Here is a 12,425-nt window from a genome sequence, read left to right as displayed (position 1 = left end):
ACCCGCCGCCCTCACGACCGCGGCCGGGACTCTCCCGGTGTCGTCGGCCCGGCGGCGTCCGCCCGGATGCCGCGGGTGACGAGCGGCTCCCCGGTTCCCCTTGTGGACGAAGCCGATTCCGGCCGGCCACCTTGCCGGAACGTGCCGCCGCCGGCCGGGACGGTCAGGTCCGGAGCGGCCTGCGGACGGAGCCGCCTCGCAACGGCTCGCTCGGCGTGTCCCATCCGCTGGTGCTGCCCGCGCTGAGGGACATGGCCGAGGGGACGACGCCGACACGGCCGCTTCGGCCCTCCGACCGGCCGGTCCCGGTGCGCTCGACGGCCTCGGCCGCCGCCTCCACGGGCCGGCCCCGGCGGACGGCCACGCGGACGGCCACGCGGACATGGCGCATGCCCTGACCCATGCCTTCGGCGAGGCGACCTGTCCTCGGTGCGGGAGGCGCTGCTCCGTCGTCGGACAGGCCGTCGCTCGTCCGGGCTGAGCCCGCGGGCGCGGGAACGCGGTCGGCGGGCCGGGGCGCGGTCCCCGTCACCGACGGCTGCGGAGCGGGCCGCGTCGGCGTCCGTGGGTCACGGCCGGTGCAGGAACCGCATCCGGTGGGGGGCGTACGACGCCGGAAGACGGGCCGCGCCCACGGCCAGCGCGGTGGCCGCACTGGCGATGCCGAGAATGGCCCCGGCAGCCACATCACCCGGATAGTGCACCCCCGTGTGCACCCGCGAGTACCCCACCGCACACGCCAGTGCCCCCAACGGCACCGACGCCGCGGGCAGCACCGTACCCACCGCCGTGGCGAACGCGACCGCCGACGCCGTGTGTCCCGAAGGGAACGACGCCGACGTCGGCATGGGCACATGCCGGTCCACGGTCACCCGTGCGGCCTCCCGGTCCGGCCGGGCCCTGCGCACCAGGCGCTTGCCCAGCAGGTTCGCCGACGCCGACGCCACGGCGACCGCCCCCACCCCCGCCAGCGCCGCCCGCCGCGGCCGCGCCCCGCTCAGCGCGAGGACCCCGGCGATGGCGAACGAGATCTTGGAGTGGTCGGCCGTGTGGGACAGCCGGCGCAGCGCCCGGTCGAGCGTCGGCGTCGGCGTGGCGGCGACCGCCGCGTACAGGGCGCCGTCCACGGCTCTGAGGTCGCCGAGGACCGCGGCGGCGACCCTGCGCAGTCCGTCGGCGGGCGGTACGGGCTCGGTGAGCGGACGGGTGACGTCCTGGTGGTCGGTGGTGGGCGGCTCGCTCATCTGTCTCTCCCGCGGTGGCATCGTGGACGAATCACCAGGTGCCCACGGTACGCATGATCCATCCGCACGGGCTCGCCCACCCCGGTCAGCCGGCCCGGAAGGTGCGCAGACGCAGCGAGTTGCCGACCACGAAGACCGAGGAGAAGGCCATGGCCGCTCCGGCGAGCATCGGGTTGAGCAGTCCGGCCGCGGCGAGCGGCAGGGCGGCGACGTTGTAGGCGAAGGCCCAGAACAGGTTGGACCGGATGGTACCGAGGGTGCGGCGGGCGAGCCGGACGGCGTCCGCCGCGGTACGCAGGTCGCCCCGAACGAGGGTCAGGTCGCCGGCCTCGATCGCGGCGTCCGTGCCGGTGCCCATGGCCAGGCCCAGATCGGCCTGGGCGAGTGCCGCCGCGTCGTTGACCCCGTCGCCGACCATGGCGACCGAACGGCCCTCCGCCTGGAGCCGCTTGACGACGTCCACCTTGTCCTGCGGCAGCACCCCGGCGATGACGTCCTCGATGCCGACCTCGTGTGCGACGGTCCGGGCCACCGCTTCGTTGTCCCCGGTCAGGAGGACGGGCCGCAGACCGAGCGCGCGGAGCCGGCGGATCGCCTCGGGGCTCGTCTCCTTCACGGCGTCGGCGATCTCCAGCACGGCACGCGCCGCGCCGTCCCACGCGGCCAGGACCGCGGTGTGTCCGGCCGCCTCCGCCCGCTCCCCGGCCCGGACCAGGTCCTCGGGCAGCTCCAGGGACCACTCCCGCAGCAGTCGGTCGCGGCCGACGAGGACCGCGTGTCCGTCCACGACGCCCTGGACCCCGAGGCCGGGGACGCCTGCGAAGTCCTCCGGTACGGGCAGCTCGCCCAGCCTCTCCCGTGCTCCGTCGGCGACGGCCCGTGCGATCGGGTGCTCCGAGGAGTGCTCCAACGCGCCCGCGAGCCGCAGCACTTCGGCCTCGTCGGTGCCGTCGGCGGTGTGCACGGCCAGCAGGGTCATCCGGCCCGTGGTCACCGTGCCGGTCTTGTCCAGGACCACGGTGTCGACGCGGCGGGTGGACTCCAGGACTTCCGGTCCCTTGATGAGGATGCCCAGCTGGGCGCCGCGTCCGGTGCCGACCATCAGGGCGGTGGGAGTGGCGAGTCCGAGTGCGCAGGGGCAGGCGATGATCAGGACCGCCACGGCGGCGGTGAACGCGGCCGTCGGTCCGGCGCCGTTGCCGAGCCAGAAGCCCAGGGTGCCCAGGGCGAGGGCGATGACGAGGGGGACGAAGACGGCGGAGACGCGGTCGGCGAGCCGCTGTGCGGCGGCCTTGCCGTTCTGTGCGTCCTCCACCAGCCTTGTCATACGCGCCAGTTGGGTGTCGGCTCCGACCCGGGTGGCCGCCACGACCAGCCGTCCGCCCACGTTGACCGTGGCTCCGGTGACCGGATCACCGGCGGCGACCTCCACCGGCACCGACTCGCCGGTGAGCATCGACGCGTCCACCGCGGAGGAGCCCTCGACGACGGTCCCGTCGGTCGCGATCTTCTCGCCGGGGCGTACCAGGAAGCGGTCGCCCGTGTGCAACTCGGCCACGGGAACCGTCTTCTCCCGTCCGTCGGGGCTCAGTACGGTGACGTCCTTCGCGCCCAGTTCGAGGAGTGCCCTCAGTGCCGCGCCCGCCTTCCGCTTGGCGCGCGCCTCGAAGTACCGTCCGGCCAGGATGAAGGCGGTCACACCGGCGGCGGCCTCCAGGTAGATGTTCCCGGTGCCGTCGCCGCGGGCGATGGTCAGCTCGAACGGGTGCGTCATGCCCGGTGTGCCCGCGGTGCCGAAGAACAGTGCCCACAGCGACCACAGGAACGCCGCCGACGTGCCGACCGAGATCAGCGTGTCCATGGTGGCCGCCCCGTGCCGGGCGTTGGTGAAGGCGGCCCTGTGGAACGGCCAGGCGGCGTACGTGACGACCGGCGCCGCGAGCGTCAGTGACAGCCACTGCCAGTACTCGAACTGCAGGGCGGGGACCATGGCCATCGCGATGACGGGGACGGCCAGCGCCACGGCTGTCACCAACCGCTGCCTGAGCGGCCGGAGTTCGTCGGGCTCGGAGGCCTTTCCGGACGGCTCGTCGGGTGGTGCGGGGCGCTGGGCCGTGTATCCGGTGGCCTCGACCGTGGCGATCAGGTCGCCGACGGTGACCTCGCCGCCGTAGCTCACCTTGGCCTTCTCGGTGGCGTAGTTGACGGTGGCGGTGACCCCCTCCATCCGGTTGAGCTTCTTCTCGATCCGCGCGGCGCACGAGGCACAGGTCATCCCGCCGATGGCGAGCTCCACCTCGGCATCGGCACTGGCTGTACGGACGGTCATGATCGCTCCTGGAGTGGATACGGGGTGGGGGTACCCACCGAATGATCTCCATGTATACCCCCAGTGGGTATGAGGTGCAAGTATGGACAGAGCTTGACTTGGTACCCCCTAGGGGTATCGTGATCTGCATGGAGCGGCTCAACGTGAGCCGCGGGTCCCTACTTCCGAGGAGTCACGGCCATGAACACCGGACTGAAGATCACCGCGTTCGCCGCCGCCCTGGCCGCCACCTTCGGCACGGCCTACGGCGTCGGGCAGGGCCTCGATCCGGTCGTCGCGGACCGGGCACCGGCGCACGACGAGCGGCACGCCACGCCCTCGACGGGGGCGGACGGTCACGCGGGGCACGACACGCCGCCGGCCGGGGGACTCCAGATCTCCGAGAGCGGCTACCGGCTCGATCTGCGGACCCCGCGTATCACCGCCGGGCACCGCACCGAGCTGCGCTTCGCCGTCCGGGACGACCACGGCCGGGCCGTCACCGAGTACCGTCGCGAGCACGACAAGGAACTCCACCTCATCGTCGCCTCGCGCGACCTGCTCACCTACCGGCATCTGCATCCCACCCGTGCCGCCGACGGCACCTGGGCCACCCCCGTCGACCTGCCCCGCGCCGGCGGCTACCGGGTCTTCGCCGACTTCACCCCGGCCGCCGGGGACGCGCGCGGCCTCACGCTCGGGGCGGACCTCGCCGCCTCCGGTTCCTACCGGCCGCAGGAGCTGCCGCGGGCCGACGGCACGGCCCGTGTCGACGGCTACGAGGTCGAGCTGACCGGGGCCCTGCGCCCCGGACGGGCGAGCGAACTGCGCCTGTCGGTCTCGCGCGGGGGAAAGCCGGTCACCGACCTCCAGCCCTACCTCGGCGCCTACGGCCACCTGGTCGCCCTGCGTGCCGGGGACCTCGCCTACCTGCACGTCCACCCGGGCGGCGCACCCGGCGACGGGAAGACCGGGTCCGGCCCGGTGGTCTCCTTCACGGCCACGGCGCCCAGCAGCGGCGGCTACCGGCTGTTCCTGGACTTCAAGCACGACGGGGTCGTCCGTACCGCCGCGTTCACGGTGCACGCCGGAGCGGCGGAGGCGGCGGCGACGGGCACGGGGACGCCGGAGCACTCCGACGGACACGGCCACTGAGCCTCAGCCCAGGGCACGGTCCAGATTGAACGCGGCGCTGATCAGGGCGAGGTGGGTGAACGCCTGCGGGAAGTTGCCCTGTTGCTCCCCGGTGTGACCGATCTCCTCGGCGTACAGGCCGAGGTGGTTGCCGTACGTCAGCATCTTCTCGAAGGCGAGGGACGCCTCGTCGAGCCGCCCGGCACGGGTCAGCGCCTCGACGTACCAGAACGAGCAGATGGAGAACGTGCCCTCGGCACCGTGCAGTCCGTCGGGACTCACCAGCGGGTCGTAGCGGTAGACCAGTGAGTCCGACACCAGGTCCTCGGTGAGGGAGTCGAGCGTCGACAGCCACTTCGGGTCGGTCGGCGCGATGAACTTCGACAGCGGCATCATCAGGACCGCCGCGTCCAGCACCTCCCCGCCCTCGTGCTGCACGAAGGCCCGGCGCGACGCCGACCAGCCGCGGCTCATGATCCACCGGTAGATGGTGTCCCGGCTCGCCTGCCAGCGGGGAAGGTCCGCGGGCAGGCCCCGCCGGTTGGCCATGCGGATGGCGCGCTCGACCGCCACCCAGCACATCAGGCGCGAGTACAGGAAGTTCTTCCGTCCGCCACGCGTCTCCCAGATGCCCTCGTCGGGCTGGTCCCAGTGCGCGCACACCCAGTCCACCAGCGCCGTCACATGGTCCCACTGCTCGCTGGAGACGGGCTCGGCCCACTTGTCGTAGAGGTAGATGGAGTCGATCAGCGCCCCGTAGACGTCCAGTTGCAGCTGGTCGGCCGCCGCGTTGCCGACGCGGACCGGTGCCGAGCCGTGGTGGCCCTCCAGATGGCCGAGTTCGCGCTCGGGGAGGTCGGTGCGGCCGTCGATGCCGTACATGACCTGCAGCGGGCCGGAGGCCTTGCGGTCGCCCGGACTGATGTGCCGGGAGACGAACCCCATGAACGCCTCGGCCTCCTCGGTGAAACCCAGCCGCAGCAGCGCGTACACGCAGAACGCGGCGTCGCGCACCCACACGTACCGGTAGTCCCAGTTGCGTTCCCCGCCGAGCTCCTCGGGCAGGCTGGTCGTCGGCGCCGCCACGATCGCCCCGGTCGGCGCGTAGGTGAGCAGCTTCAGGGTGAGGGCGGAGCGGTGCACCATCTCCCGCCAGCGGCCCCGGTACCGCGAGGAGGACAGCCACTGCCTCCAGTACGCCACCGTCGCACCGAACTGCCGCTCCGCCTCCCCGCACTCGCAGCGGCTCGGAGTCACCTCCGGGCCGATCCGGTCCAGGGCGAACACCGCCGTCTCCCCCTCGGCCAGCTTGAACTCGGCCCGCAGATCCACCCCGTCGGTCTCCATCGGGACGGTCGCGGTGAGTGCCAGGGACAGTTCCCCGGAGTCGAAGACCGCGATGTCGCCGGCCGGCCGCACGGTGTGCGGCCGGGAGCCGTACTCGAACCGCGGTGCCACCAGCGTCCGGAACGGCACGGAGCCGCGTACGCACAGCACCCGCCGGATCAGCCGGTGCCGGGCCTCCTCGACCGAGGTGCCGCCGACCGGCATGAAGTCCTGCACCTCACCGACCCCCTCCTCGGTGAAGAACCGGGTGATCAGGACATTGGTGTCGGGGAAGTAGAACTGCTTGGTGCGGGCCGGCACGGCCGCCGCCAGTTCGAAGCAGCCGCCCCGCTCGGCGTCCAGGATCGCCCCGAACACACTCGGCGCGTCGAAGGAGGGGCAGCAGTACCAGTCGATGGTGCCGTCGGTCCCCACCAGCGCCACACTGCGCAGATCGCCGATCAGCCCGTGGTCGGCGATCGGCACGTACCGGCGCGGACCGGATCCGTCCCGTTCCCTGGTCGTCCCGTCCATCGCAGCCTCCCTGGGCCGGCACGCCGTGCTCATGTGCCAGCTTAGGCAGCCCCGGCCGGACCGGCTCAGGTCACCACGACCCGCAGTCCCGCCTCCTCGAAGCGGCGTACCGTCCCGGTGTCCGCTCCCGAGTCCGTGACCAGGGTGTCCACCGACCCGGCCGCGCAGATCCGGGCGAACGCCCGCCGGCCCAGTTTGCTGGAGTCGGCGGCCACGATCACCCGCTCGGCCCGCTCGCACAGCAGCCGGTTGACCGCAGCCTCCGCCTCGTCATGGGCCGCCGCCCCGTGCACGGCGTCGAACGCGACGACACCGAGCACCGCCACATCGAGGGTGATCTGCCCCAGCACCCCGTCCGCGAGCGGCCCGACCAGCTCGTACGACTGGGCCCGCGCCACCCCGCCGGTCAGCACGATCTTGAACTGCGGCCGTACGACCAGCTCATTGGCGATGTTCAACGCGTTCGTCACCACGGTCAGCGCGGGCGAGCCCGAGGCGAGGTCCCCGCGTACGGCCAGCGCCCGCGCCACCTCCGTGGTGGTCGTGCCGCCGGTCAGCCCGACCGCCTCGCCCGGCGCGACGAGACCCGCCACGGCCTTCGCGACGCGCTGCTTCTCGGAGACGTGCCGCGCGCTCTTGTAACGCAGCGGAAGCTCGTACGACACCCCGTGCACCACCGCGCCGCCACGGGTGCGCACCAGCATCTGCTGTTCGGCGAGCCGGTCGAAGTCGCGCCGGATCGTCGCGGGCGACACCGCCAGCTCGCCGGCCGCCTCCTCGACGTCCAGCCGGCCGCGCTCGACGAGCAGCTCCAGCAACGCCTTCCAGCGGGTGTCCCGCGACATCCACCCTCCCGTCGTCTCCCTTGGCCTCCGGCGACCCTAACGCACCCGGCCTTGGGCCGGATGCTTGATTTTGCTCGAAACCTCGCTCAATGTTGCAAGAACAATCATCGAGCCTTCGGGGGTGCGGCATGACCCATGTCGAGGACGAACTGAGCAGTCAGCCCGAGTGCTGGAGCCGCGCCGCCGCGCAGGCCGCGTCCCACGCCCCGGTCCTCCCGGCACCGGGGGAGCGGGTCGCGGTGGTCGGCTGCGGGACGTCGTACTTCATGGCACAGGCGGTCGCCGCCCTGCGCGAGGACGCGGGCCAGGGCGAGACCGACGCCTTCGCCGCCTCGGAGTTCCCGCGGCACCGGGCCTACGACCACGTCGTCGCCCTCACCCGCTCCGGGACCACCACCGAAGTCCTCGACCTGCTGGGCCGGTTGAAGGGCGGCACGCGCACCACCGCGGTCACCGCCGACCCGGCCGCCCCCGTGACGTCGCTCGCCGGCGAGACGGTCGTCCTCGACTACGCGGACGAACGCTCCGTCGTCCAGACCCGGTTCGCCACCACGGCCCTCACCCTGCTCCGCGCCCACCTGGGCCGGCACACCGACGCGGTCGTCGAGGACGGACGTACGGCCCTGAGTGAACCGCTGCCCGAACGGCTCGTGGACCGCGTCCAGTTCACCTTCCTCGGCCGCGGCTGGACCGTCGGCCTGGCCAACGAGGCCGGACTGAAGATGCGCGAGGCGGCCCTCGCCTGGACGGAGGCCTACCCGGCGATGGAGTACCGGCACGGACCCATCAGCATCACCACCTCCGACACCGCGACCTGGATGCTCGGCGACGCTCCGGAAGGCATGGCCCGGCAGGTGCGGGACACCGGCGGTCTGTGGGTCGAGGGCACCCTCGACCCGCTCGCCGAACTCGTCCGCGTCCAGCGGCTCGCGGTCGCCGTCGCCGCGGCCCGCGGTCTGGACCCCGACCGGCCCCGCCACCTCACCCGCTCGGTCGTCCTCGAACCCTGACCCGTCGGAAAGGACGGACCGTGCCCCTCACCACCACCGGCGAGCTCGTCACCCGCGCCGCCGCCCACCGCTCGGCGGTCGCCTCGTTCAACATCATCACCCTCGAACACGTCGAGGCCGTCATCGCCGGCGCCGAGTCGGCGAACGCCCCCGTCGTCCTCCAGGTCAGCGAGAACGCCGTCAGGTTCCGCCACGGCCGGCTGCTCCCGCTCGCCCGCGCCGCCGCGGCCGCCGCCGAACGCGCCGCCGTTCCCGTCGCCCTGCACCTGGACCACGTCCAGAGCGACGCCCTGCTGCGCCAGGCCCCGGACGCCGGATTCGGCTCCGTGATGTACGACGCGGCCCGGCTGCCCTACGCCGACAACCTCGCCGCCACCCGGGCCGCCGTCGACTGGGCCCACGCCCGAGGGCTCTGGATCGAGGCCGAGCTGGGCGAGATCGGCGGCAAGGGCGGGCAGGCCGCGCCGGACGCCCACGCCCCGGGTGCCCGTACCGACCCCGACCGGGCCCGCGCCTTCGTCGCCGACTCCGGGGTGGACGCGCTGGCCGTCGCCATCGGCACCACCCACGCCATGACCACCCGCACCGCCACCCTCGACCACGCCCTCCTCGAACGGCTGGCCGCCGCCCTGGAGGTACCCCTGGTCCTGCACGGGTCCTCGGGCCTGCCCGACCACGAACTCGCCGCGGCGGTCACGGGCGGCATCGCCAAGGTCAACGTGGGAACGGCCCTGAACATCGCCATGACCGGCGCGATCAGGGAATTCCTCACCGCCCACCCCGAGGCGGTCGACTCCCGCGGCTACCTCACGGTGGGCCGGGAGGCGATGGCACGGGCGGTGACGGGGACCATCGAGGCGCTGGGCACGGCCCCGGCGCCGTCCTGAGTCATCGCTTCACGGCCTTCAGGACCACGAACTTCGGGTCAGAGGCCACCACTTCGCTGTTGCCGAACAGCCGTCGCAGCTTCACGTGGTACCCCAGGTGACGGTTGCCGATCACCCACAGTTCGCCGCCCCGGCGCAAGGTGCGCCGGGCGCCGGTGAACATGCGCCAGGCCGTGGCGTCGGTGGTCGCCTGGTGGGAGTGGAAGGGCGGGTTGTTCAGGACGAGGTCGACACTGTCGGCCGGTACGCCCGACAGGCCGTCGCCGACCCGGAACTCGGCGTGTCCGGACACGTCGTTCTCCCGGTACGTGGCCTGCGCGGACGCCACCGCCTGGAACGACTCGTCCACGAACAGCACTTCGGCGCGCGGGTCGGCCAGCGCCATCGCCGTACCGACGACGCCGTTGCCGCAGCCCAGGTCCACCACCCGCCCGCCGTCCCCGCCGGCGGGCAGGTGCCGCAGGAAGAACCGGGTGCCGATGTCGAGGCGGTCGGCGCAGAAGACGCCGGCGTGGTTGACGACCGTCGCGCCCGACACCGGGCCGATGCCGTCGGGCAGCGGGTAGCGGTACGGCCAGGGGTTCTCGGGGCGCCGCAGCGTGGGATCCGGGGTGCACAGGATCAGCCGGGCCTTCTTCTCGGCGAGCGAGGTCCTGGTGGGGCCGAGGATCCGCTCGAAGAGGTCCAGCGTCGAGGTGTGGATCTCCTTCACCATGCCGGCGCCGACGACCACCGTGTCCTCGTGCACCGCCGGCGCCAGCCGCAGCAGCTGGTCCTCCAGCAGCGCCAGGCTCTTCGGCACGCGGACGAGCAGCACGTCGATCCGGCCCGGCGGGGGATCCTGCGTGGTGAGCAGCCGTACCGCGCCCGGTTCGACGCCGTTGCGGGCGAGGTTCGCCCGGGTCGCCTCCTGGCCGAGCCAGGAGTCGGTGATCTGCGCCGGCCGGTGCGCCGCGAGCGCCGTCACCAGCGCGCCCCAGCGGTCGCCGACGACCACGACCGTGCCGGACAGCGGGACCCGCCGCTCGGCGAGATGCCTGAGGAGATACTCGTCGGACGCGTCCCAGGCGCGCAGCCTGTCCCGCGGGTCCTCGGGGAAGCGGGCCAGCACCGGCTCGCCCCACGCAGTCGTCATACGGTCGTTCATCGTCGACCAGGCTAGCCCAGCCGCAGCTCGGGGTGCGTCCGGCAGGATGGGAGGCATGGACGCCGAGCTGTTCCCCAGGGCACGCAGAGAGGTCGCGCCCGGCGCGGTGCACGTGCCGGACTGGCTGGACGCGCGGGCGCAGCGCGAGCTGCTCGACGCCTGCCGGGACTGGGCGAGGCCGCCCGCCGGACTGCGCACCGTCCGCACACCCGGCGGCGGCACCATGACCGCCCGGCAGGTGTGCCTCGGCCGGCACTGGTATCCGTACGGCTACGCCCGCACCGTCGTCGACGGCGACGGCGCGCCGGTGAAACCGTTCCCCGGGTGGCTCGGCGAGCTGGGCCGCCGCGCGGTGACCGACGCGCTGGGCGCGGACGCCGCGCGCGGTGCCGCGTACGACATCGCCCTCGTCAACTTCTACGACGCCGATGCCCGCATGGGCATGCACCGTGACAGCGACGAGAAGGCGGACGCGCCCGTGGTGTCGCTGAGCCTCGGCGACACCTGCGTCTTCCGCTTCGGCACCACCGGGACGCGCACCCGCCCCTGGACGGACGTGGAGCTGCGCAGCGGCGACCTGTTCGTCTTCGGCGGACCCTCCCGGCTCGCGTACCACGGCGTTCCCCGGGTGCACGCGGGCACGGCACCGCCCGAGTTGGGACTGACCGGCCGGCTGAACATCACGCTGCGGGTCAGCGGCCTGTAGTCCGCGCCGGTTTGCGGATCATGGGAGACTCGCCCCCATGAGCGGGAAGGCGGACCCCCGGCCGGCGGGGGAAGGGACCACCTCGAGGACGCGGCTGGACCGGGGGCGCGGCGCGCTCGGACCCGCGCTGGAGCTCGTGCACACCGGACGCGCGCCGACCCGCGCGGTGCTCACCGCCGAACTCGGCGTGACCCGCGCGACGGCCGGTGCGGTCGCCGCCGAACTGGAGGCGCTCGGGCTGATCCGGGTGGACGCCCGGCCCGGTGCGGCGGCCGGTTCGCAGGGGCGTCCCTCGCACCGGCTCTCGGTCGCCGAGGACGGGCCCGTGGCGCTCGCCGCGCAGGTGCACTCCGACGGTTTCCGGGCGGCCCTGGTCGGACTGGGCGGCCGTATCGTCGCCACGGCGCCCGGCTGCGAGGTCGTCGACGCCGACCCGGCGAAGGTGCTCGGTTCCGCCGTGGCGGCAGGCGCCGAACTGCTGCGGGAGACCGGGCGGCGGTGCGTGGGCGCCGGGCTCGCCGTGCCGTCGGCGGTGGCCGAACCGGAGGGCCTGGCCCTCAACCCCCTGCACCTGGCCTGGCCCGCGGGTGCCCCGGTGCGGGAGATCTTCGCCGAGCAGGTGCGCGCGGCCGGCCTGGGCGGGCCCGCCTTCGCGGCCAACGACGTCAACCTCGCCGCCCTCGCCGAACACCGGCACGGCGCCGGGCGCGGCTCCCGCGACCTGCTGTGCGTGGCCACCGGCCACCGCGGTGTGGGTGGCGCGCTGGTGCTCGACGGCCGCCTGCACTCGGGCAGTTCGGGTCTCGCCCTGGAGGTCGGCCACCTCGCCGTCAACCCCGAGGGCCGCCCCTGCCACTGCGGCAGCCGCGGCTGCCTCGACGTGGAGGCGGACCCGCTGGCCCTGCTCACCGCGGCGGGCCGCGCGCCGGGCCCCGAGTTCTCCTTGCTGAAGCAGGCCGAGGACCTGGTCCGCGGCCGGTACGACGACCCGGACGTGCGCACCGCCGCCGAGTCGCTCATCGACCGCCTCGGCCTGGGCCTCGCCGGACTGGTGAACATCCTCAACCCGGACCGGATCATCCTCGGCGGACTGCACCGCACCCTGCTGGAGGCCGACCCGGACCGGCTGCGTGCCGTCGTCGCCGACCGCAGCCTGTGGGGCCGCAGCGGCGGCGTCCCCATCCTCCCCTGCACCCTGGACCACAACAGCCTGGTCGGCGCGGCGGAACTCGCCTGGCAGCCGGTGCTGGACGATCCTCTTGGGGCACTGGTGTGAGAAGACAG

At 73.5% G+C, this 12,425-nt stretch carries 11 protein-coding genes; 5 read left to right on the top strand and 6 right to left on the bottom strand.

Annotated features, from left to right (window positions below):
• Positions 1-163 precede the first annotated feature (163 nt).
• From ACFXAE_RS09965 to ACFXAE_RS09955, 3 genes are all read right to left on the bottom strand, one after another.
• Positions 164-391 (bottom strand): hypothetical protein, encoded by a 228-nt coding sequence (locus ACFXAE_RS09965; protein ID WP_384710805.1) that lies wholly within the window; start codon positions 389-391, stop codon positions 164-166.
• 178 nt (positions 392-569) lie between these two features.
• Positions 570-1,244, bottom strand: a complete 675-nt coding sequence (locus tag ACFXAE_RS09960) for a phosphatase PAP2 family protein (protein ID WP_384710802.1) — start codon at positions 1,242-1,244, stop codon at positions 570-572.
• A gap of 85 nt (positions 1,245-1,329) precedes the next feature.
• Positions 1,330-3,573, bottom strand: coding sequence for a heavy metal translocating P-type ATPase (locus tag ACFXAE_RS09955; protein ID WP_384710799.1), 2,244 nt, complete (start codon positions 3,571-3,573; stop codon positions 1,330-1,332).
• Between the two features lie 180 nt (positions 3,574-3,753).
• Here ACFXAE_RS09955 and ACFXAE_RS09950 point away from each other — a divergent pair, with 180 nt between their 5' ends.
• Complete coding sequence (locus ACFXAE_RS09950; protein WP_384710795.1) at positions 3,754-4,707, top strand: hypothetical protein; 954 nt, start codon at positions 3,754-3,756, stop codon at positions 4,705-4,707.
• 3 nt (positions 4,708-4,710) lie between these two features.
• On the opposite strand, the gene ACFXAE_RS09945 is transcribed toward ACFXAE_RS09950, so the two are convergent.
• Both ACFXAE_RS09945 and ACFXAE_RS09940 read right to left on the bottom strand, forming a co-directional pair.
• The gene (locus ACFXAE_RS09945; protein WP_384710792.1) at positions 4,711-6,546 is read right to left on the bottom strand and encodes a glycoside hydrolase family 15 protein; all 1,836 of its coding nucleotides are present in this window, start codon (positions 6,544-6,546) and stop codon (positions 4,711-4,713) included.
• Between the two features lie 65 nt (positions 6,547-6,611).
• Positions 6,612-7,391 carry a DeoR/GlpR family DNA-binding transcription regulator gene (locus tag ACFXAE_RS09940; protein ID WP_384710790.1) on the bottom strand — a complete coding sequence of 260 codons (780 nt, stop codon included), beginning with the start codon at positions 7,389-7,391 and terminating at the stop codon, positions 6,612-6,614.
• A 128-nt stretch (positions 7,392-7,519) separates the two neighbouring features.
• Between ACFXAE_RS09940 and ACFXAE_RS09935 the strand changes: the two genes are divergently transcribed.
• Positions 7,520-8,401: an SIS domain-containing protein gene (locus tag ACFXAE_RS09935; protein ID WP_384710787.1), complete on the top strand. Its 882-nt coding sequence runs from the start codon at positions 7,520-7,522 to the stop codon at positions 8,399-8,401.
• Positions 8,402-8,421: 20 nt separating this feature from the next.
• Positions 8,422-9,288: a ketose-bisphosphate aldolase gene (locus ACFXAE_RS09930; RefSeq protein ID WP_384710784.1), complete on the top strand. Its 867-nt coding sequence runs from the start codon at positions 8,422-8,424 to the stop codon at positions 9,286-9,288.
• 1 nt (position 9,289) lies between these two features.
• Here ACFXAE_RS09930 and ACFXAE_RS09925 read toward each other — a convergent pair whose 3' ends face one another.
• The gene (locus ACFXAE_RS09925; RefSeq protein WP_384711064.1) at positions 9,290-10,423 is read right to left on the bottom strand and encodes a methyltransferase; all 1,134 of its coding nucleotides are present in this window, start codon (positions 10,421-10,423) and stop codon (positions 9,290-9,292) included.
• 67 nt (positions 10,424-10,490) lie between these two features.
• On the opposite strand from ACFXAE_RS09925, the gene ACFXAE_RS09920 reads away from it, so the two are divergent.
• Positions 10,491-11,141, top strand: a complete 651-nt coding sequence (locus ACFXAE_RS09920) for an alpha-ketoglutarate-dependent dioxygenase AlkB family protein (RefSeq protein ID WP_384710782.1) — start codon at positions 10,491-10,493, stop codon at positions 11,139-11,141.
• A 37-nt stretch (positions 11,142-11,178) separates the two neighbouring features.
• Positions 11,179-12,417, top strand: coding sequence for an ROK family protein (locus ACFXAE_RS09915; protein ID WP_384710779.1), 1,239 nt, complete (start codon positions 11,179-11,181; stop codon positions 12,415-12,417).
• Positions 12,418-12,425 lie beyond the last annotated feature (8 nt).

Origin of the sequence: Streptomyces sp. NPDC059454 (assembly GCF_042749965.1) — a bacterium.
In the GTDB taxonomy this organism is placed as follows: Bacteria; Actinomycetota; Actinomycetes; order Streptomycetales; family Streptomycetaceae; genus Streptomyces.
This window is presented reverse-complemented; position numbering and strand designations above follow the sequence as displayed.

Excerpts from the sequence above, each read along its gene's own strand:
- ACFXAE_RS09965 (WP_384710805.1), bottom strand. The coding sequence starts at position 391 with ATGCGCCATGTCCGCGTGGCCGTCCGCGTGGCCGTCCGCCGGGGCCGG.
- ACFXAE_RS09960 (WP_384710802.1), bottom strand. The coding sequence starts at position 1,244 with ATGAGCGAGCCGCCCACCACCGACCACCAGGACGTCACCCGTCCGCTC.
- ACFXAE_RS09955 (WP_384710799.1), bottom strand. The coding sequence starts at position 3,573 with ATGACCGTCCGTACAGCCAGTGCCGATGCCGAGGTGGAGCTCGCCATC.
- ACFXAE_RS09950 (WP_384710795.1), top strand. The coding sequence starts at position 3,754 with ATGAACACCGGACTGAAGATCACCGCGTTCGCCGCCGCCCTGGCCGCC.
- ACFXAE_RS09945 (WP_384710792.1), bottom strand. The coding sequence starts at position 6,546 with ATGGACGGGACGACCAGGGAACGGGACGGATCCGGTCCGCGCCGGTAC.
- ACFXAE_RS09940 (WP_384710790.1), bottom strand. The coding sequence starts at position 7,391 with ATGTCGCGGGACACCCGCTGGAAGGCGTTGCTGGAGCTGCTCGTCGAG.
- ACFXAE_RS09935 (WP_384710787.1), top strand. The coding sequence starts at position 7,520 with ATGACCCATGTCGAGGACGAACTGAGCAGTCAGCCCGAGTGCTGGAGC.
- ACFXAE_RS09925 (WP_384711064.1), bottom strand. The coding sequence starts at position 10,423 with ATGACGACTGCGTGGGGCGAGCCGGTGCTGGCCCGCTTCCCCGAGGAC.
- ACFXAE_RS09920 (WP_384710782.1), top strand. The coding sequence starts at position 10,491 with ATGGACGCCGAGCTGTTCCCCAGGGCACGCAGAGAGGTCGCGCCCGGC.
- ACFXAE_RS09915 (WP_384710779.1), top strand. The coding sequence starts at position 11,179 with ATGAGCGGGAAGGCGGACCCCCGGCCGGCGGGGGAAGGGACCACCTCG.